The organism is uncultured Eubacterium sp. (assembly GCF_934561735.1).
Lineage (GTDB): Bacteria > Bacillota > Clostridia > Oscillospirales > Acutalibacteraceae > Eubacterium_R.
On sequence record NZ_CAKTGT010000001.1, the window covers coordinates 319,074 to 341,495 of the forward strand.

Annotated in this window: 10 protein-coding genes; 3 read left to right on the forward strand and 7 right to left on the reverse strand. The window is 40.8% G+C overall.

Going from position 1 to position 22,422, the window contains the following annotated elements:
• Positions 1–53: 53 nt before the first annotated feature.
• Together Q0E08_RS01445 and Q0E08_RS01450 are read right to left on the reverse strand one after the other, a co-directional pair.
• A complete protein-coding gene (locus Q0E08_RS01445) occupies positions 54–677 on the reverse strand; it encodes an acetyltransferase (RefSeq protein ID WP_366775080.1) in 624 nt (207 codons plus the stop codon).
• The gene (locus Q0E08_RS01450; protein ID WP_288547524.1) at positions 677–877 is read right to left on the reverse strand and encodes a cysteine-rich KTR domain-containing protein; all 201 of its coding nucleotides are present in this window, start codon (positions 875–877) and stop codon (positions 677–679) included. Before Q0E08_RS01450 ends, Q0E08_RS01445 begins: the two co-directional genes overlap by 1 nt.
• A gap of 639 nt (positions 878–1,516) precedes the next feature.
• Here Q0E08_RS01450 and Q0E08_RS01455 point away from each other — a divergent pair.
• Positions 1,517–2,053 (forward strand): stage V sporulation T C-terminal domain-containing protein, encoded by a 537-nt coding sequence (locus Q0E08_RS01455; protein ID WP_177663781.1) that lies wholly within the window; start codon positions 1,517–1,519, stop codon positions 2,051–2,053.
• 169 nt (positions 2,054–2,222) lie between these two features.
• The gene (locus tag Q0E08_RS01460; RefSeq protein ID WP_294775396.1) at positions 2,223–3,071 is read left to right on the forward strand and encodes a YitT family protein; all 849 of its coding nucleotides are present in this window, start codon (positions 2,223–2,225) and stop codon (positions 3,069–3,071) included.
• Positions 3,072–3,219: 148 nt separating this feature from the next.
• On the opposite strand, the gene Q0E08_RS01465 is transcribed toward Q0E08_RS01460, so the two are convergent.
• The 5 genes from Q0E08_RS01465 to Q0E08_RS01485 all read right to left on the reverse strand — a co-directional run bounded on the left by Q0E08_RS01465 (position 3,220) and on the right by Q0E08_RS01485 (position 15,517).
• Positions 3,220–4,935, reverse strand: a complete 1,716-nt coding sequence (locus tag Q0E08_RS01465) for an alpha-galactosidase (RefSeq protein ID WP_294775398.1) — start codon at positions 4,933–4,935, stop codon at positions 3,220–3,222.
• Positions 4,932–6,101 (reverse strand): nucleotidyltransferase family protein, encoded by a 1,170-nt coding sequence (locus tag Q0E08_RS01470; RefSeq protein WP_294775400.1) that lies wholly within the window; start codon positions 6,099–6,101, stop codon positions 4,932–4,934. Before Q0E08_RS01470 ends, Q0E08_RS01465 begins: the two co-directional genes overlap by 4 nt.
• Positions 6,101–6,604 carry a small multi-drug export protein gene (locus tag Q0E08_RS01475; protein ID WP_288527912.1) on the reverse strand — a complete coding sequence of 168 codons (504 nt, stop codon included), beginning with the start codon at positions 6,602–6,604 and terminating at the stop codon, positions 6,101–6,103. Before Q0E08_RS01475 ends, Q0E08_RS01470 begins: the two co-directional genes overlap by 1 nt.
• 10 nt (positions 6,605–6,614) lie before the next feature.
• Positions 6,615–7,331 carry a bis(5'-nucleosyl)-tetraphosphatase gene (locus Q0E08_RS01480; RefSeq protein ID WP_294775403.1) on the reverse strand — a complete coding sequence of 239 codons (717 nt, stop codon included), beginning with the start codon at positions 7,329–7,331 and terminating at the stop codon, positions 6,615–6,617.
• A gap of 224 nt (positions 7,332–7,555) precedes the next feature.
• Positions 7,556–15,517 (reverse strand): hypothetical protein, encoded by a 7,962-nt coding sequence (locus Q0E08_RS01485; RefSeq protein ID WP_294775405.1) that lies wholly within the window; start codon positions 15,515–15,517, stop codon positions 7,556–7,558.
• Positions 15,518–16,275: 758 nt separating this feature from the next.
• Between Q0E08_RS01485 and Q0E08_RS01490 the strand changes: the two genes are divergently transcribed.
• Positions 16,276–22,293: a hypothetical protein gene (locus Q0E08_RS01490; protein ID WP_294775408.1), complete on the forward strand. Its 6,018-nt coding sequence runs from the start codon at positions 16,276–16,278 to the stop codon at positions 22,291–22,293.
• Positions 22,294–22,422 lie beyond the last annotated feature (129 nt).

Here is a 22,422-nt window from a genome sequence, read left to right on the forward strand (position 1 = left end):
CAACGGTTTCGTTGTGATGGCTCTGCGTCTGTGCGTCTGGCTCTTTTCAATATTTACTTAAATTGATCGATACGGCCCGATTGGATTGCCGCAAGATTACGAGCAATTTTTTCTTCCGGCCAATCCCACCACCGCTCTGTCAGCAACGCCGAAATAGTTGCATCAGAAAAGCGTTTTCGGATAGGTTTAGCCGGAACACCTCCTACAATGGTATAGGGCGGGACATCTTTTGTTACAACAGCTCTGGTGCCAATAATGGCACCATCCCCTATGGTAACTCCAGCGAAGATCACGGCCTCATATCCAATCCAGACATCACTTCCAATAACAATATCGCCTTTGTTGTCCCATGCCTCGGTTATGTGGCTAACATCCAGCCCCCATTCCTCAAAGAAGATAGGAAATGGATAAGTAGCAAGTGAAGTCATGCTGTGGTTGGCACTGTTGAACAAAAAACGAGCGCCACAAGCGATAGAGCAAAATTTACCAATAATCAGCCTGTCATGGTTAATGGGATAATGGTAAAGAACATTATTCTTTTGAAAATCAACAGGATCATTTACAAAGTCGTTATACATGGTGTAGTCGCCCACGATGATGCTGGGATCAGTAACGACATTTTTTAAATATACAGTTTCCCGATCTTTTGACCGGGGATAAATTTTTTGTTTGTCCATCATAATTCGTTATCCTCCTTAGAAATCAAGTCAGCCATGCGGATGACAGATAGTTTTGATTTTTTGACATTCACTAAAGTTTCCTGTTTACATTTCGGGCAATACAGTGGAAAATTGATAAGCTCTGTATCTGTCCTCACTCTAAGACGAGTTTTATTCCCACATATAGGACAGAGGAGCCATATTGCTTTATTTTTCAAGTAGTATCATCCTTTCAAAAAAAGAGGGCAACACAAATAAATTTGTGTGCCCCCTGCTGGGAAATTTAACAATAAAGACAGCAAAAGGCCACAAACAAAACATTGTTTGTGGCCTACATAGACTTATAGCCTAAGTCAATTCGTAAAAAGGGTACAAAAACCAAAGGTAGCCTATATCTACCTTGGCCTTCCCGTTTTACAAATTGACTTTCCGAAAAGGCTCCGCACAATGTTTTGCTTCATAAAATTGTGTGGAGCCGAAACCACCGCAGCGCTTCACGAATAACATCGTGCTCACCCCTTCCATAACTTGATAATTTCATTTTAAGCGTTTTTCATACAGTTGTCAAGTTTGCAACAAACTTTCGCAATCATAAATTTTTAAAACGCCATAAAGAATTTACTAAATTATTATACCATAAAAAATCAACAGGTTCTATAAAATTTATAATCAACGCTCAATGCGTTTCCCCGAACTGATAAATATTGATACCGATTATTTATTATCAGGTATAATATTTTGTTACACAAACAAAAAGCATTTTTTTCCAAAAAATAGAAGCAGTCGGATGGTATTAATTCCGATTCGTTGAGCAAAATATTACAGTAACAAATGAAAAAGAATTGGAGAGATACAAAATGAAAGCAACAGGCATTGTCAGAAGAATTGACGATTTGGGCAGGATTGTAATCCCAAAGGAAATCCGCCGTTCGTTCAGAATTAAAGAGGGTGACCCGCTGGAGATTTACACGGACAGTGAGGGCGAGGTTATTTTTAAGAAATATTCGCCGATTGGGGAACTTTCAAACTTTGCGGAGCAGTATGCGGAAGTTTTGCACAAGGACGCAGGTATGCCCGTTGCAATTACGGACAACGACCATGTTGTTGCGGCTTCGGGTATCAGCAAGCGTGAGGTGCTTGAACGCAGGGTAAGCAAAAGTCTTGAGGAGCTTATGGAAAACCGTCAAATCCACATCAAAACCGACAAGGTGCCGTCTATGAATGCCATTGAGGGCTTTGACCGTCAGGCACAGATTGTTTATCCTATCATTTACGGCGGTGATGTCAGCGGTGCCGTGGCTGTGTTTGATGACGGAAAAGGCACTTTGCCGAGCGAGGCAGACATCAAGCTTGTTCAGGTGGCTGCTTCTTTTCTCGGAAAACAGATGGAATAGTATTATGCAAATTGCACAAAAATCTTTTGCAAACTTTGTGTATACTATCCAACACATAGAATATAGCAAAATACCCTTGCATTTTTTGAAAAGGTGATTATAATAGGGTGCAAGAGAGAGGAAAGTAAGGCAAATGAATTAGATTTGTCAAGATTACGAGGCGTATTCTATGAAGAAATTTGAAAAGGAAGCATATGGCTACATCAAAGATATGTTCGCTCAGCATAATATGGTGAAGCGAGTAGTTATGACGGTAATTTCCATTATCGTGATGGGCTTTGGAATTGCACTTTTCAATGTTTCGGGATTTGGTGTTGACCCCTTTACATCAATGAACATGAATATTTCCTCCACCTTGGGAATCGGCTACGGAACATATCAGCTGATTGTCAATGCCGTTATCATTGTATTTGTCGTGATAGTTGCTCACAGAGGACTTATCGGAGTGGGTACGGTGATAAATATGGTTGGCGTCGGTTACAGTTGCGAATTTTTCAGCGGTCTTATTGCTCCTCATATCAGCAACAGTCTTGCGGTTCGCATATGCCTACTTGCGGCAGGTATTATTGTTCTGTGCTTTTCCTGCTCTCTGTTTTTTGTGTCAAATATCGGCGTCGGTCCGTATGATTCACTCAGCTTTATGCTTAGCCAATTTACTCATATACATTACAAATGGCTGAGGGTCATGACCGATATTGCCGTTATTATTATAGGACTCGTGGTAAGCGGAGGTTTGACTTCGCTGCTTAAAGGCGATATTTCGGGTGTTAAAAATATCGGAATAGGTACAATTATCACAGCCTTTATGATGGGTCCGCTTGTTAATTTCTTTTCTAAGCATATCACTTCCAAGATTTTGGATGTTGATTATGCCGGAATAAGTCGTGATATTGCATTTTTTATGATAAAAGGTGCAATGGTTAAAAACAAAGTTCCTGCTGATTACAATCCGGCAGAGCTTAACATAGATTCTCCCGATTGTTTGGTTATTACCGAGGGAGAGATAAAAGATATTTAACTTCGCAACAAAGGCTTTCGATTAATTTCGTCAACCTTTTTAATATAGCCCCTTTTAGATTTTATATAAATTTACTCCAAATGCTTGTTATAAGCATAAAAAAGCGACTCTCGAATAATTCGAGGGTCGCTTTTTTTTGTCGTTAATTTTAGAGATTTGATATTCTGAAAACTTTTACATCGTGCGATGCAACGGATGTTTTGATTGTGTCGGAATGGAAGATTTCCTCGCTCCACAAATTCTTGATTTGTGCATTGCTTGTGCGGGAAACACCGAGATACTTTTCATCCTTGAGCGTTGCAAGGTCAAATTCAATTTCTTTTTTGCTGCCGCCTTTGTTAAAGAAGCAAAGGGCAACATCGCCGTTTGAAAGCGGACGGGCAAGAATATCGATACTGCCTTTTTTGCCGATACGCTTTGCCGGTTTAACAATAGTGTCTTGGTCAACACGGATAAGATTTTCGTTTGTAACGATTTTGAGAATGGCATCGCTCTTTTTTGAGCCGTTTTGGAGTTCTCTCAAATCATTGCCCAAAACAAGCGGAGCAGCCATCATACACCAAAGTGTAAAGTGAGCACGGTTTTCCTCAATAGTGAGCTTGCCGTTGCCTACTTCAAGCATATCGGGATCGTTTATATGCCCCGGAGAAGCACTTTTGTACATATTAACGGTACGGTTGTATATCCAAACAATGCTGAACCATTTTGGCATAATGTCGTGTGTTGTACGCCACATATTGCCTGCCTTTGCACCCCAAGTCCACGGATGATTTGTGCCCCATTCGCACAGGGAATAGGTGATAGGCTTTTGCGGTTCACCCGAATACATTGACCAAGCGTGCGAAGCGTCCTCAAGTGCCTTGCCCATTCGTCTGTACTGAATATATGACGAGTCGGCACGGGTGACAACAGGGTTTTGAAGTCTAATAATGTTTTCGCCTGCCGAAAGTTTGACGATTGTTTGAAGTCTTGCATCGGGAGTGAATGCCACGCTTGGCGGGAAGAACACTTCGTTTGTGTTGCCGTTGACATTGATTTGAAGATAAGTTTCTTTTCTGCTTGCAAGTTTTTTGTAGTGGATGGTGAAAACATATTCTCCGCCCTGTGCAACATCAACTTTGAATTGAGCGGTGCCTGCACCGTGATTTAAAAATGCAATGCCTTTTTTGGTAGGCAATTCGTCAACCTTGATTGCCTTTGCCCTGCCTGTGTATTTTGCACGGTCGGGCGTAAGCTTAACAAATTCTCTTTCGCCCTTACGGCTGATACCTACATATTCGATAATCGGAGTTTTACCGCTGATGTATTTGTGGTGGCAAAAATCGTATTTAAAAAATTCAACACCCCAGGAAGCAAATGTTTTTGCGTCAATTTCTTCATTACCGAGAGAAGCCGGCAAATCCTCACAGGTGAGGGTGCCGTTTGATGTGTAAAGACCCATTTTGAGCCCCATTTGGTTGATTTTTCTGCCAACCTGAGCCATACCGCTCGGGAAAGACTCAAGGTCGCCCTGGAGCATTCCGTTTTCATCTCTCATGGAGCTGTGCCAGCAGTCGTCAATGTTAACATATTTATATCCTGCGTCGGCAAGGCCCGTGTCAACCATAGCCTTTGCCATATCAAGAATAGTGTCCTCATCAATATGATTACGCAATGAGTTCCAGCTTGACCAACCCATAATCGGGGTTTTGCTGCCGCCGTTGTAGTCCTCGTCTTTTTTGTAGTCAATGGTTATTTTTGACGGCGGAAAAGCCTTCATTGCACAAAGCGGACAGTTGCCGTCTGCCTTTGTTGACAAAAACCATGTAACAAACAGTACAACGGCTATTGCGATTAATACGATTAAAATAATAAGGAATATCATAACAGTCCTATCTCCTCAAAGTATTCAAATTCCTTTTGTGCCTCTGCCCTTGTTTCATCACTTGCAAGGTCAAAGGTTGCTTCTTTTACAAAGTCTTTTTTGTTTTTAAAGTTGTATATAATTCTGTACATCCAGCAAAACGGCAACAGATACGGTCTGCCGTCTATGAACTTGACATACGGTATGTTTTTCATTTTTTTGTATGACGGAAAGAGAAGGGCCAGCTTTGTCATAAAATTGCTGTTGTGGCCGTCCTCGATTGCCTTACGCTTAACCACAACTGCCTTGTTGCGGTTGATATTGCCGAATGCACCGAAGCCGAGCAAAAATTCCTTTGTACTGTCGGTATCATCGGTGTATTTTTTGCCGACACCGAACCAATCATAACAGATTGAAAAAATGATTTGCGAAAAGCGTTTTAAGTTAAGCTCGTCCGCTTTGCTTGCAACTCTGTCAATATCGGGCGAAAAGTGTTTGATGAACACTGCCAGGTCAAGTATCATCTTCACCCCGGCACCGTAAAACCAAAAGTGGTGCGCAATATGGGTCAGCAGATACAGCAGGTTGTATTCGGGTTCAAGTTCACCGCAAAATCCGTCAAAATTTGCGTGATTGATTGCGTCCGCAAAGTAGGTTTCGGCATCTGCATTGCCGACTTTACCGCTGACAATTTTTGTGTGACATTCAACCAAAACATCACCCTTGTGATAATTGTAAACAGGTCCGTTGTCCTCGGTCAACTCAAAGCCGTTGCCGACAAAAAGCTGTTTTGCCTTTGGTCTGTCGTCAAGCCTTATCAGCACATCGATGTCGCCCATAAGTCGAAGTTCGGGAGTGGGATAAAGTTCTTTCAGTTGAGCACCTTTGAAAAAGATGTGTTCAATTTTGTTTGCCGTCAGCAGTTCGTCAATCTCATCAATAACCGCCTTTTGCATATCGTAGTTGACAATTCCGTCGTAAAAGGCGTCTTTGAAAGCCTCATAAGCCGTTTTGCTCTCTTTTAAGGAATTATTGTCCTTAATCACAGAAAAGACGACAGGAGCCAAATTGTGAGCGTTACAAAGCTCGTAAAAGCTGTTGAGGTCAACATTGATTTCGGTATTTACTTTGTTATTTTCAAAATATGCCCTGAGGCACCGAAGCATAAAATCCTGTTCTTTAGTCATCAAAATACTGCCATATTAAATACTTTTGACAAAACCGTCATTATCACTCCGGCACAGAAAACACCCAAGCAGATTACGCCGAAGCTCTTTTTTCTGTCGAGATGGAGGAGGGAGGCAAGGAGCGAACCCGTCCAAGCACCTGTTCCCGGCAACGGAATAGCAACAAAAATGAGCAATCCCCAAATGCCGTATTTGTCAATTTTATCTCTTTTTTTCAAGGTCTTTTCTTCGAGCCAGTAAATCGGCTTGTTTATTCCGGGAACTTTCTTGAGCCACTCAAAAATCTTGTTTATGAGGAGCAGAATGAACGGAATAGGTAATATGTTACCTAAAAAGCTGATTATGAAGCCTTTAAAGATGTTCATCTGAAGCAGGCTGATTGCCGTGAACATACCGAGTCTGCATTCCAAAACAGGGCAGACGGATATGATGAAAACAACAAGCCAATCAGGGATACCGTGTGAGGTTAAGAATTCTTGAAAACTTGTAACAAACTCGTGCATAAAATCACCTTTAAATTATATTGTGTTCATTAAGAAAATTATATGCACCCAAAAGAATGTTTTTGTCATTTTCAAACTTAAGCAGATTCATTGCCTTGTCGTAGGTCAGCCAAATATAATCTTCGATTTCTTCTTTTTGAATAACGGTTGAAGTGTCTTGTGTTGTGCCGACAAAGATGGTAACCATTTTGTCAATCTTGTCACGGATTTTGTATTTTGACACACAGCTGAAGCCGTCAATCAAATTGATGTGAAGCCCTGTTTCTTCAAGCACTTCACGGTAAGCGGTTTCTTCGGGAGTTTCTCCCGGTTCGATATGGCCTTTTGGAAAGCCCCAATGAGCCGAGCGATTGTTTTTGATTAAAAGGTATCGCACTTCGCCTTTTATGTCCCTAAAAACGACTGCTCCGCAACTGCACTCGTAAAGGCAGTCAAGTCTGTAAGTAGGGAAGTCTTTTTCAACATCAATGTATTCTTTGATGTCGTTGATTATGAAGCGGGTACTTTTCGGCGCAACAACCCAAATGTAATGATTTTTCTTTCTGTCGCTTAATATGGCAATAACTCTGCCGTCAAAATTGCGAACGGGATGATGGATGCCCATAACAAACGCATCCTGATTTTCTGTATTGTATACAGTGCCGAAATTTAATGGATAGGTGTAGCCCGCTTCGTCCGTTGAGCCGATAGGATGTTCTATCTTGACTCTAACATATTTTCCGAGCATTTTTTCACCACCGAGTATAAAGTTATATATGGGTTTATTATACATAATTTTGGCACGATATACAAGTGTTTGTGTACAAATAATTATATTTTATGAAGGGGTAAATTCGGTTGAATATCCTTTTGCACAGTTCAGGAGTTTTATCACAGACTAAAAGGCCATCCTCGATTGAGGATGACCTTTATGTTTTGAGTATTCAGTTTTAAGCTGATAGTTATTAACTATTAGCCTGCGATTGACTGAAGCAAATCTACAAGGCTTTCGATAACTGTATCCGCATCGCCCTTAAGCATACCGAGTACTTGGTCTACTACGCCTGCGATACTGTCGCTCAAACCGCCAAGGAGTCCGCCGAGGAGGTTAACGATTGTGTTGTAGTTATCTTTGTAGTTAATTGTGTTGATGAGGTATCTGAGAACAGCGATGAGTGTTTCATCCTGGTCTGACTGAACAGCAATTCTTGTGCCGAATGTTGCAACCTGTGAAGTTGTTGAAACAACCTTGCCGTGGCTTGCAAGCTGGAACCAATCGATTTCAGGGAGAACTATGCCGAGTGGCTGACCCTTAATCTTGATTGTGCTGAGAATGCCGTTGAGAAGTGATACAACATTGTCAGAACCGATGAGCGGTTCAAGTGTTGATTTAAGGTCATATACATCAACCTTAACATCCGAGTTGATACCAATCTTGCCGAGGAGGGCATTTACATCAACATTGAGTACATCAAGTACAACATTTACATTGATGATTGGCTTAACTGCATCAAGGAGAGCCGATACAGGAGTCAAAAGATTGTCAATCAACTGAAGCAAACCGTTGTTTGCAAAGAAGAGTGAAAGGTTTGGAAGAATGTCTGCAAGCATTTCGATAGGAGCGTTGAGAATATCTTCTACCTTATCCCAAAGAGGATTGATGATGTCAAGGAGAAGTGCGTCATATGCCTTTTCCATATCCATTCTGTAATCGTACTGGGTCTTGATGTTGTATACACCGAATGCCTCAAGAAGAGGAACGATGAATGATGTGTATCCGTTTGAACCAGGAACGCTTACAATGTTGAAGAGGTTGAGGTTGCCGTTGTTAAGGAGAACATCAACTACACCGTAAACCGGACGAAGAACTGCAACAAGTGCATTGAGGAATGTATCTCTGTCCTTAACGCCCCACTTAAGGTCTTCTTTCTTAACATTCTTCCAGCTGCCTGCCTTAGAGATAACATTTGCAGCCTTAGAGAATTTCTTGCCGTATCTCTTATCTGTAAGAAGATTTGCAACATTTGTTGTTGTGAAGTCAATACCTGTCTTTGCGAGGAGAGCTGAAAGTGAGCCCATATCGCCAAGGTCAACTCCGTCTACCGCACCGTAAAGGCCGCAGGCAATTGAGCTGATAACATCATCTGTGTAAGCCATACCGCCGATAAGACCGAGGAGGCCGCCCTTGTCTGCAAGAAGTCCGCCAACCAAGCCGTCAAGCATAGGAGCAAGCTTTCTGCAGAATTCCTCATCCATGTTGCCGAATGTGAAGTCATACTTCTTTGTCTTGAAGTTGCTGTAATCGAAGAATGAATCCTGAGCACCGTTTTGAGTGAGGAAGTAGAATACAGCTCTTACAATGTCATCCTTTGTTGCAACCTTGAGTGAAGAGAATACACAGTTGAGAATGTCGCTGATTGTCTTGTTGTCCTTAATGGCTTTGATATTGCCGAGCATGTTATTAAGAGTTGTAGCATTCTTAATAAGTACATCGCCTACATATCTGAGAAGAGCAACAAACATTTCGCCCTTGTAAGCCTGAACCATTTCTCTCTTATATTCGCCATCGTTGTTCTTTGCGGCACTCTTGGCTGTTACAACCTTGCCGTGAGAAGCAATGTCGGCAAATGTGAAATCAGGAATCTTAATGTTGATGTTGTTCTTCTTGAGAAGTGTCTTGATAAGAGGAACAACAATGTCCTGAATGTTGCATGCTGTCAAATCTGTAATCTTAAGGTTGAGTTTAACATTAAGACCGAGAGCATCTGTTACAATCTTGCCGAGTGATTTACCGGTGATTGCCTTAATAATCTTGTCTACGTCTACTCCGTTCTTCTTGAGGATGCCTACAAGGCCCTTCTTTGAAGTGATAGGAGCAAGCAAGTTGTTTACTACCTGACCCAAACCGTTGCTGTCAATGAAGTAAGCAAGATTTGGAAGGATAGCTGTGAGTTTGTTTGCAGGTGAAGCAAGAACTTCATCAACCAAACCGAAGAGAGGATTGAGAATGTCAAGGAGGAGGTTATCCTTTGCCTTTTCATAATCCTTGAGATATTGCTTGTATGTTACAACATCGTCGCAAAGGAATGCTTCAAGAAGAGGAATGATTGCATTTTCATATCCGTTTGTACCGAAGCCTACGCTTGTGTCGCTGAATGATTCAACAAGTGTCTTTGCAATGTTGTAGATGTTGCACTTAAATGTTGAATCGTCGTCGCTTCCGTTACTGTCAATAGTAAGGGTAAGTACGCCGTTCTTAATTGTAAGATACAACTTGCAACCGTAAGGATCTTCTTCCTTAATTCCGCCGATTGCCTGCTTTTTGATGTTAATCTTCTTGATTGTGTCAAGAAGGTCTTTAATGTCAGACTCTGAAAGTTCATCTTCAAGTCCCTTACCTTCTGCAAGGAAGATTGAAAGTACGCTGTTTACAGGACGAAGAAGTGCTGTAAGTGCATTGATAAATCCTGTTTGAGCCTTATCCGAGCCGTCTTTGAAGCCCCAGTTAACCGTTTTAACCTTGCTCCAGCTCTTTGCCTTCTTCAATGTCTTTGCTGCTGATGAGTATGTTCTGCCGTAGCTTTCATCCATCAATACAGTTGCAAGACCCTTAGGTGAAAGGTCAATTCCCAAAGACTTGAGTGTGTCTGTAAGGCCTGCTTTCTTAACTGCGTCATAAATGCCGCCGTAAACTGTTGTTGCAAGCTTTGTGATGAGTTCGTTCTTGTAAAGCAATGAGTTTACAAGTGTAGGCAAGTCTTCGTAATCAAGTACGCCCAAATCCTTGAGGAGAGGGAATACATTTTGTACAAGCTTGTCAAGATTGTCAACAGCTTCGTTTGATTCTGATGCTGTGATACCCTTAGGGTAAACAAATGTCTTTGTAACCTCGCCGGCATATTCTCTGAATGTCCAGAAAATTTCTGTCGGGCTTTGAGTTACATCAAGGATTGCATTGATGATTGCAAGGATTTGTGCAGGATTGAGTGTGCTGAGCAATTTGTAAATCTCAGGTGAAGCGTCTTTTACCAAACCGAGGATTACAGGTGAGCTCAACAATACATCTACCAAGTAACCGAAGATGAGGATAAGCTTTTCGCCTGCATTGTTTGCATTTGCAAGTGCCCTCCAGTTGATAGACTTAAGAGCAACAAGTTGACCGACTGTCATATTAAGGCTGCTGATCTTAATGCCTCTGATAAGGCCTACAATAATGTCTGACTTAGGAAGAGTAACCTTGAGTTGAAGCTCTGTAGTAAAGAGATCTGTCTTTGCGTGAGCCATCTTACCGAGAGCCTTAACAAGAGTAGGAGCGTTGAGATAAGCCTTGTTGCCTACGATTGTTGTGAAGCCCTTGAATGCGTAATTTGCAACGCCGATAACGCCGTTTACAATTTCCGTTACGCTTTGGTCGTTCAATATATCACCGAGTGAAGCTACGAGGTTTACAAGGAATGTTGCAGGAGCCTTGTAGAACTGAGTGATGATATTTGCAAGAGGAGTAATGATACCCTTAACAAGTTGGTCAGGAGCATCAAGCAAATTGAATGTTGCACCGTCAACTACACCTGTTGCACCTGTGTGCTTTGCAACAGCCTTGAGAACAGGCTCAACTGCTACAGAGTAAAGGTTGTCTGAATGGTCTGCAGATGTGTAGCTGAATGTGAGAACGGCACCCAATACTGTAGCAAGAGTTGTAAGTGACTGGCCGAGACCGTCATAGAAGCTTTCCTTGTCGCCCTTTGTAACGCCGAAGCTTACAGAGGTAACTTCTTTCCAGCTCTTCTTGCCCTTAATTGATTTTGCTGTTCTGTCTTTTACTCTTACAGAAAGTGAGTCAGGTGAGTAGATACCGTCAATAGCACCTGTGATTACCTGATATTCATCGCCGTATCTCAAAATACCGCTTGTGTTGTTGTAGAAGAGATAGTTAACGATGTTTTCAATAAGTGTGTAAGTCTTAATTACAATGTTAGAAAGATTTTCGTCTGTGTATACCTTGTCGGCGTCAACTTTGCCGTTCTTTGCGGTTGTGTTGAACACATTGAGATAATCGTCTACTAATGTAATAAGTTCTTTAGTATTATTTTCACCAAGATAGTTAGATGCAGTTGTAAGTACGCCTGCAAGTACATTTTCGTTTGAATTCAAAACGAAATCATTGAGTGAAGAATTATCAAGGAGAGATGCAAGAATTGTATCAAGCTTTTTGAGTAAACTGTTTGCGTTCTTTACATTTTTCTTTGTAAGAAGCTTGCTTGTGTCATACTTCTTGTTTGTCTTTGAAGAAGAAACAAGTGTAGGCTTCTTTGTTTGAGTTGTTGTGGTTGTCGTTGTTGTGTTATCTTTAGGCTTCAAGTTTTCCTGACCCGGGAGATATGTTGTCGGGGTAGGGTTCTTTGCATACTTAACGCCTGCAATAACATTTTTGATAAGTGGGATAAGACCTTTTTGACCGTCATTAAAGATAATGTTTGAAATAAGGAAGAATCCCGATTCTTTTGACAAACCTACAAAGTTTTTAATATCATCTTGCTTTTTGAAAGTGAATGATGCTTTGTCTTCTCTTGAAAGGTCAAACAAACCGTTGAGAACATCTGTAAGGATGCTCTTTTCGCCAAAGCCGCCGAGTGAATTGAGAAGTCCTGCTACCAATTCAAGGTTGCCTGTGAGCTTGTTTGATGTGCCGATTGTATCGTTGAGGAAGTCAAGCAAGCTGTTAACCCATGTGCCTGTGAAAGCATTGGCAAACAAGTCAAGTACTTCTACTGCGTTTCTCTTTGCAGCTTCATCGGCTGTTTCGCCGAGTTTTACTTTATATACAGCTTTTGACTTAAACTCTTCAAGAGGAGTGTTGTAGTGCTGAGTTACAGTGTTCTTTTCGGATGAACCCTGTATTGGGTAAGTCTTATCCTTTGTTGTATCGAGCTTGCCGGTGTAAAGGTAAGTCCAATCGGAAGGAATGTCGTATTTTTCAATTACTTTCTTGCCGATTCTGTCAATAAGTTTCGGAAGTGCAATTGCTACGTTGTTAAGACCTCTTTGTGTTGTTTTGCAAGGAACGGAATAGTCGATAGAATATCTGTAATCTTCTTCGCCGGAGTCTGCAATGTATTCTTCCGTTGCTTCAAGAGCAAAGCCTGCAATCTCAACAATAAGTTCGTTAAGACCTGTTGCAAGGTCTGCGTCCATTTTGCTTGCAAGAAGTGCTTTGAGGTCAAGGTTATAGATAGCCTTGTCGGCTACATATATACCGGTGAACATGATTGTGTTACCGTCGATACCGCCTGCGTTATTATCGAGTCCCTTGCTTTCAAGGAAGTCGTTGTATGTTCCGCAGTATTCAAGTGCCTTTTCGGAATCTCCCGCAAAGTATGCAAGAACACCCGGAAGAATTGTGTTAAGGTCAAACGAAGAGTCTGTAAGACCTACACTTGTATTTGCAATTTGACCGTCCTTTACAAGGCTGACACCAAGGTTATTAAAAATGGCATCGAGAGCCTGGTATCTTTCATCACCTTCGGCATTGAGAACCAGAGGGAACCCAACTTCTTCAACAAGAATTACAAGTGTCGGAAGAAGGTTAAATATGGTTTCTGTAGGTGCATTGTAAAGTCTTGACCAAAGGTCGTTGAGAGCACCCGTGCCTGCTGTGTTGTAAAGGGAGATTTTTGATTCCATCAATCCGTTGATGGCAGGAGCAACTATAGCGCCTGTTGATGTTGATGGATCAAGAAGGTCACCGATTGTTTTGTTGAGAAGGTAGTTTACTTCTGCAACGGTATCTTCGGATTTTTTGCCGTTATAGTAGCTGCTTACATCACTCGGCATTGTATATTCCGAATACTTGTAAGCGTACTTTTTGCCTGTTTCAGGATTTGTAAGACCGTTTTGAACAGCCTTTGCAACATTAACCTGCATATAGTCCATAGCAGTAGATGAAACACTGTTGAACTTAGGGTTATTTGTACCCGAATCAAGGTCCGTTTTTGTCATAAGACCGGAAACAATATCGTTGATGAAGTTAACATAAGAAACAAGGTTACCTTCGTTTCTGCCCATGATGTACTGGTACAAGTTAAGCTGAGCACTGGTTGGACTATCATAGTATTCGGCAGGAATGTTCATTACCTTTTCAATTTCTTCATCGGTAATGTTTTTATAATCTTTAAAGACTTCAATTTGATTATTGTTTTCATCATATACATGAGGTCTGATTTGTTGTAAGAAAAGCAAGAAGTCTGTATAAAGAGCACCCGAACCGTTTGAATAGAAGATTCTGAAGTAGTCCTTTATATATTTAGACATCTTACATTCATCGGATTGAACATACTGAAGAACATATTCTTCATATTTGTCCTTCTTTTCAGGGTCGTGGTAAAATTCGTTTACCTTAGTGCAAAAAGCTTTGTACTGCTCTTTTGTGATTTTTGCATCATTAATAGCTTTCTTAGCAGCTTCCAATGATTCGTAGTTACCTGCTTCGTAAAGAAGTTCGGCATTGATTGCTTCGTATGATGAAGAAGCAAATGTTTCCCACTTTGAGTTTTCTTTTGTTTTAAAGCTGATAGGGCCGTCACTTAAGAAAATGCCGCATGGTCTGCCTTCAGGGTCTGTGTTTTCACCGTTGTCATTGAACTTTTTAGATTGAATAGGAACAACCTTGTCACACAAACATTCATATACAGCTAAAGGAATATAATAATATTCTTTACCTTCTTCATATCCTGTATATCTTGAATCACCCGCAGCCTTTTGAGCTTTGATGTAATCCAAAAGTACGGATTCGTAGTTGCTGATCGAAAGTTCTGTGTCACCGCCGATTGCCTTGGTTGTAATCGGCGCACCGCCTTTTTGTGCAAGGCTGATGTAAAGCAATGCGTTATAATATGTAATACCTACCTGCATACCGCCGTCGTACTGTCTGCCGTTTTCAGGGAACGCATAGTAATACATAAGAGCCTTTGCAGGTGTGTCGATTGTAAGATTAGCACCGAGGCTGTCAAACTGATTCTGAACATATTCCATACCTGCTTTTGTTGCGTCTGCAAGTGTTGTGGAACCGCTGAGTACAGTTGTATCTGATGTAAAGTCGCCGAGCTTTACATTGCTGAATGTGATGTTGTTAATCTTACCCGAGAATGTTTGCTCGTTAAGGGCATCAACCGTAAACTTACCTTGCTTGGTTTTGTTGATAAAGCTTGAAACCTTTGTCAAACCGTTGTTTGGTTGACCCTTACCGCTTGCGTTGGTACCGGTGTATACCATGTCACCGATGTTCTTCTTTGAGTTGTATTCGTTTTGAGCACTGCTTACAACTTTAAGAAGAATTTGCAATTTAGGCAATGTTTCTGTGCAGTAATCCTGTACAGCCTTAAGAACTTTGTAGTTATCATCGTTCTCTTTGCCTTCAGCCAAAGTCAAATTGTTTTCGCAGAAGGTGTAAAGGTTGTAGAAGGTTATGTCGCCGTCTTTTGCGTCCGGATCGTCAAGGTACGAATAATAGGTGTCGTACTTATCACTCCAGGCTGTAACACCTGTAATGTCTTTGTGGTTCATCAAAAATGTTTTCTTGTCTACATCGTAAGCCAAGTTTGATGAATCTGTTGATGATCCGCCGAGAGCCTTCAAAAGCAGTGGGCTGGCGTTGGCTACAACATCTTTCAATGTTGCACTTTGGATTTGGCTGTCACTCATACCGAGTAGGGCACCCAATTTTTTGCCGTTGACATTGATGCCCAAAATTGAAGGAACAGCAGTATCAACGATTTCGCCGATTGCATCAAATGCATCACCGGCTTCCGTTACATCATTCCAATATTTATTGGTGTCCGTATTGTCTTCCGCAAATGCGGTAAAACCAACGGAACATGAAGTAACGATCATTACTACAGCCAAGAAAAAGCTGAGTAATTTTTTGCTCGTTTTTTTCATAATCATCTCTCCTTTTCTTTGTAATGATTTTCGCAGCCGAAAGTTGATGTAAAGTTATCCGCTTTACAGCTGTGACCGGAATCACAGAGGCGTTTGCACCGTTAATTCTTTGGGATTTTGGCGCAGAATACCCCTATGCACGAACAATATCCAAGATTATTTATAACAAATTAAGAACGCAAAGTCAATATCTTTTTACAGAATAATAACTAATGCTTAACAATCACATAACAAATGCAGCCGATTTTTGCTTTAAATCCGCGGATTTTGCCGATGAATGATTAGCCGATTTTGTGTACTGTTTGCCATAAAAAATCCCTTGTCCACAAGTTGTTGTGTGCAAGACCTTTTTGACAAAAAATGTCCGAAAAAGTTTTGACAAAATGTAAAATGATTGTAAACAATTTGTGAACTTTTAATTGAATTCTATACCAAAGTTTATAAAAAATCAAGGTTTCAGCCGAATTTTCTTGCACTTTTCACAAAGGTGAATATGGTTTTGTTGTGCAAATGTTACGAAAAAATTAATGAAAATTTCGGCTTTACTATAATGTTATTAATATGTTAATAAACTTGATTTTATTTGTTAATTGTGTTTTAATAATTATGCGTGAAGTGGATTATCGCATTTCAAAATTATGTTATCGGGATTTGTTCCATTCTTTCTGTTGCGAGGTCTTGCAATCAGGTCAGAGAAAGTGACAGGTGCATAATCGGTGATTCATTATCGTAATTATAAATGGAGGAAATTTAATAAAGTGAAAAAATCTAAAACCTTTGCACGCAAAATTGTTGCAATAGTTTTGGCTGTGCTTATGGCAATGTCCACCTTTACCGGTGTACTTACCGTATTTGCAAAATCAACAGATGATGCGCACGACTCAAACTTGGCAGCAAACTTTATGACTTGGGCAGAGACAACAGATAACCAAACTTGCGAAGCACTCCTTGACTGGGTAGATGATACACTCGGTAAAGCAAACATCAGTCCTTTGAGCCTTCACTACGACTACGTAGTAGTTAAGATTGACATTGACGGCTATATCGACAGCGTTGACGGTATTATCAATCTTGTTAAGCAGATAAAGCCTTATCTTGACCAGTACGGCGGACTTCTCGGCGGTGATATTCCAAATATCAACCTTGACCCGATTGCTTCGTTAAGCGGAACAAAAGATTCTTCTGCTATTGTCTCACAGTGTAATGAGTCATATCGTGCACTCAATGACGCTAAAGACATCGTTATGGCTTTGGCAAAGACAATTTATTGGAACTCAAATGACGATACTGCAGGAGGCAGAGCAAACAAGAACGTAATCGGACAGTTCTTTAAGGGCGAGCTTTCATTGGGTTCTATTCTTAACGGCGTACTTGATGTATACGGCCTTATCGGTAACATCGCAGGATTGGGTATGTGGAGTGGTTACCAGTCAAATCTCGTATACAACATTCTCGCACAAGCTATTCTTACAAAAACTAACTGGTTTACAGAATCAGAAATTTCAAACTACCAAGCTTATCTTCAGGATAACAGCAAGGGAACAAAGTGGAATTTCGATAACGAACTTCTTGAAAAGCTTACAAGCGAATTCATCAGCAAGATTTCTGTTGAAATGACATATGCTCTTGAAAAGGATACAGACAAAGACGGCAAAACCGTTTACAATGTAACCGATTCGTCAAAGAGTCGTTATACAAAGATTATCAAGTATCTTGATGATCACAATTTGAGCGAAACAGATGCCAATATTGCAACAGCATCGCAAGAACTCGGTTATGACCCTAACCTCAGATACGACAAGAACGGTAACGGTATGATTTACATCTTCAGATACGGCAACGACAGCGGTAGCGAAGATACTCTTGAAATCAAGACAACCGATAAGTTCTATGACATCGTAAACAAGGCTCTCAAGATTGCTTGGAAGACAGTTCTCAGACCTACACTTTCAACTATGCGTGTTAACAACAGCATGGATTGGTACAAGGACCACGGCGGCAACTTTGATAATGTATATTATTATTGGTTGGCAGGCGAAGGCTTGGTAGACAAGACCGATTGGAAAAATAACTACACACCTGAAAAATTCCAAATGTTTGCTGCAGCTAATTATGCAAACTATGGCTGTGCAGATGCCGAGGAATTTACAGAAAAGGTAAGAAAGACATTTGAATATGACAGAAATGTAGTTGAAGATCCTCAGTACAACTGGAGAGATGTTGCAAAGAGCAACAACTATGTAACAGAAGAAGGTAGAACAGAAAGCATCCTCTTCGGTAAGCTTCGTTACAGCCCTCTTGCTGATAAAGTATTCAATATGCAAACAGGTCCTATTAACCTTTACTTCATGCAGACAGGCTTCCCTAATTTGGAGAAGTTTATGGATGCTTATGTTGACGGTAAAACAGCATATCCAAACGTTGCAGCAGCTCTCAATAATGCACTTGTTGCAGCAGTTAAGGACTTGTTCCCTAATTCTACAAATATCGGTATGGGTGCCGATAACACAGTTAACGTAGACCTTAACCGTCCTGATCTTAAGGAAACAGGTACAAATCCTACAGTCAGCGAAATCGCTTCAACTCTTGTAGAAAATGCTTGCAAGATGTTTGAATACGGTGCAAACGCAGCTGACCAAAACATCCTTAACGCTTTCTATCACAACAACGACATCAGCGATAAGACATCAAGCAACAACTTGTCGGAAGCAAACTTCGAAGAAGCAATGATTCCTCTTCTTGTCGGCTGCATCAAGATTGTTAAGGATACAGAAAGCATTCACAATGAAGACTTTGACTACGCAAAAGACGCTGAAGGCGTTGCTTATGTAGCATTGAGAGAATATCTTTCATTCTCACAACCTAACAAGGATTATGACCAACTTGTTACAACAAAGAGCGGCTCATATGAAGCAGCTTATGATGTAAACGGCGACAGCAAGAAAACAATGTTTGAGGATGCTATCCTTCCTATGTGTCGTGACGCAGTAGGTTACCTCCTCAGCTCAATCGTTCCTTGTCGTGATAAGAACGGCGATGTTTGGGATTTCTCAAAGTCAGATCCTGTAAACGACAAGACAACATTGTTTGACCTTTTGAACTCTGTAGTATGCTACTATGCATCAACAGAAGAGTTTAATGAACCGTCTTACAACAAAACAACCGCACATACATACGGTAAGGGCGTTGCCGCTCTTCTCGGTGTAGTTGATGAAAACGGTAACTGCTTGGTTAAGATGAGCAATTCACTTTGGCAGAACCTCAGTGAAATCGCTAATAAGATTTGGCCTACAATCGGTACATTGCAATACGGTACCGCATCTAAGGCAGGTCAGGCAAATGCCGAAGAACTTATTTACGATACAGTAGTTAAGTCACTTATTAACATTTCGGATACTCACGGTTCCGAAGGTACAAGAGGTATTACAACAATTGTTAAGCAGTTGCTTACAATTTTCACAGCAGAACCTATTATGAATAAGGGCGTTGATGTTCTTATTTATGATGATGTTGTAGCTTCACTCGTTAACGGCATCTTTGGTGCAAAAGTTTCGGGCCAGGCTTACAAGAAGGTAATTCCTACATCAACCGATATGAACACAACCACTCCTTTTGACAGCTTGGTTAATGCCAATGTATTCGCAAAATACAAGGGCGACGGCACAAAGGAAAACGGTGTTATCGGTATTTTGATCAGCAATATTTATTGCGCATTCGGCGGTGTAACCGCAGTAACAAATAAGACACGCGGCGACGGTTGCTGGCAGGGTGCCATGTTTGCGGTTAAGGGCGTAAGCTACTTTGTAGACGGCTTCGTTCCGCAGTTGAAGGATCACAAGTTCGGTGCTGCTTCAATTTCTGTTAACAACCCATCAACTTCTGACTTTGACGTATCAAAGCAGATTAAAGGCTCTTATGTAACAATTAAGAACGAGTCAACAGGTCTTAACAGATTCTATAAGGACGCAAACGGCAATATTGCAGTTGATGACAGATACTTCATCGAAGTACTCAGCTTGACATCTAACTCTTCTTCGGCAAGACTTGATTCCTACAAGGGTATCATTGCTCCTGAAAAGAGTGTAAGAGTTGAAATTAAGGGTGAATATCCTAAGGCAACCGAAAATGTTAAGTTTACTCTTAAATATAACATTTATAAGGGTACATCAAAAAATCCTACAAAGGAACTTAAATATTCTAACCAAACTGCTGTTGCTTACTTTAACCTTTCGGCAGATAAGGGTTGGTACGGTACTCTTACAGAAAGAGATAACGATACTAACGCTGCTTATAAAGAAACAATGTCAGATTGTGCTGTAGGTTACTATTATGACGAAATGGTTCTTTCAAGCACAAATCCTAAGCAGGCTGCAGAAACCGGTATCGAAGTTTACGATATCGACGGTATGTATGCTACAACAGATGCTACAGGTAAAGCTGCTTACGCTGCATTTGACACAGCAACAAGAAACAAGAAGAACTACATTGATGTAATTAATAATACTAAGTATGACTACCGTATTGATACTGTAAACGAAGACGGTGAAGTTATAAGTGAAGGTACTTGGAATTTAGGTGCATCGCAAAATGTTAACGGTGTTACAGTATATAACGGCTACACAAGAGATGAAGCTGACGCTAAAATCAAAGCCGCTGTTACCGATAATACCAAGAAGGGTGTAACAAGAACTCATATTGCTTGTTCAACCGAAATTGGCGTAGACAGCACAGTAATCACTCAGGTTATGTATGATGACAACGGCAATGTTGAAAAGGTTGCTGTTGATCCTAAGGTAATCGCAAGCGGTGCCGTAACTGCATCTACTCCGTCACAAGGTATTAACTTCCTTACTCTTGATTCTGATTCTACTGCACAGCACAGACATTGGTTGAAACTTGAAAATCAAGTATCTTCAATCAAGCCTGAAGACTACACAATGCATCTTTATGCTTATCTTGATGGTGTAGCAGGTACCGAAGTTGGTGATGTTGATGTTAAGATCGCCGATACAAGCGGTGCTGCAACACTTCAAAAATCTTATGAATCAACTCAGGAAGAAATGGGTCCTTATCAGCCATCAGACTATGATGACTATAATGACGTACTCGGCACATCAGCAACTTATGATGATCTTCAAGGCAAGTATGCTGTAGTTCTTGACGCTATCGCTAAGGCTCCTACAGCAAAGACAGCTGCATCATTTGCAGGTGTTAAGGAATTGACTGCTCAAACATCAGTTGTTAAGAGTGCTACAGGTGATCCGGCTTACAAGCCTGCAACAACTGTATCTGCTAAGGTTGCAGAAAAGTTCTACAAGAACCCTAAGAACGGTATCTACTATGTAGATGAAAATTACAAGTTCCCTGTATTCTCAAATGAACTCCTTAAGGACGCAGATGTAACAAACGGAGTTGATTCGCTTGGCCGTAAGGTTGAAAAGCAGGGCGAAGTATACTATCTTGTAAACGATTATTCTTATGAGAAAACATGGGATACTGCATCTTATGATTATCCGTATTATGCTGATACAACAACTGTTGCACAGTATGAAGACGGTAAAGACACAGAAGGTAACCCTATTATGAAGAACTATTATGTAAAGACTCTCCATAACTATTATTCCGAAAATGGTATAAAGGTTAACGCTTCTGACAAATGGGCTTATACATATGCTCAGGTAGTTAACACTACAAAGAAAAATGACGGTAAAAACGATTACCGTAGCATTTATGGTCAGGTACAGGATTACTTGACATATTATAAGAAAGAAATCCTCAAGCACATTGATACTTCCTCAATGGTTGGTATCACAGGCGAAGAGGGTCTTATGGAAACTCGTAAGGGCATGGAAAGTGTAAACTACGATGTTACTTCTTACGAGAAGATGGTTCAAATTGCTAAGGAAGCTGAAGCTCTTGTTTATGTAACAAGTCAGAATGCTGACGGTACAAACAACTATTCAACAACCGCTACAGCTGCTCAGCTTATAGAAGCTAAAAAGCAATTTGACGACTATTTTGCAAGAGTTGTTGCTCGTGGCTATGAAGGCAAGAAGATTGAAAAAGAAATTGCTGATGCAACAGGCACAACAAAGGCAAGCATTACTGCTACATTTGATGAAAATAAGGATACCGGTGTAATAACTAACGGTGTTGTTAAGTTCAACGGTACTCCTAAATACGGTAAGATTGTTAACGGCACACTTGTTAACCAAGGTGATGTTGTTTACTCAGATGAAACTTGGACAAATTATGTAAATGCACTTGCAAAGGCTGTAGGTGTTGCACAAGAAGAAAAATCAGCAAACATTTCAAACACATATGTTGCTAAGAAGAATCTTGTAATTGCAGAAAATGAACTTGCTCTTCCTAAGCAGGCTACAGAAGCAACCGTAACAGGTACAGTTTATGCAGCCGTTGACGGAACAGGTACAGCAGGCTCATATGCTCTTGGAAATGCTAAGATTTACAATGGTTCAAAACTTCTTGCAACAGCAAAGGCTGACGGTACATTCTCTGCAGAAATTCCTGTAGGTGAAACCGTAACATTAACAGTTAAGGCTGCTAATGCTGTTGAAAGAACTGTAACATTTACTCAGGCTGCATCAGGCGTTAAGATCGGTTTGGTTGCTATTGACTATAACGGTGACGGCAAGGTTAACTCAACAGACGTTGCTCTTGCTTCTAAGACTTCTGACATCGGCACAAAGGTTACAGCTGATCAGTTCAAGGCAATTATGAGATCCGGAGTACATTACAGCAGCACTCTTCAATAATTAATTGCTTACCGCACTTTAGTTAAACTTCCGCCAAATTAATTGCGATTTGGCATATGTCCTATGATGTTCTTGCACGGGGGCAACCCTGTGCAGGAGTATCATTTCAAAAAATAAAACAAGAACTTT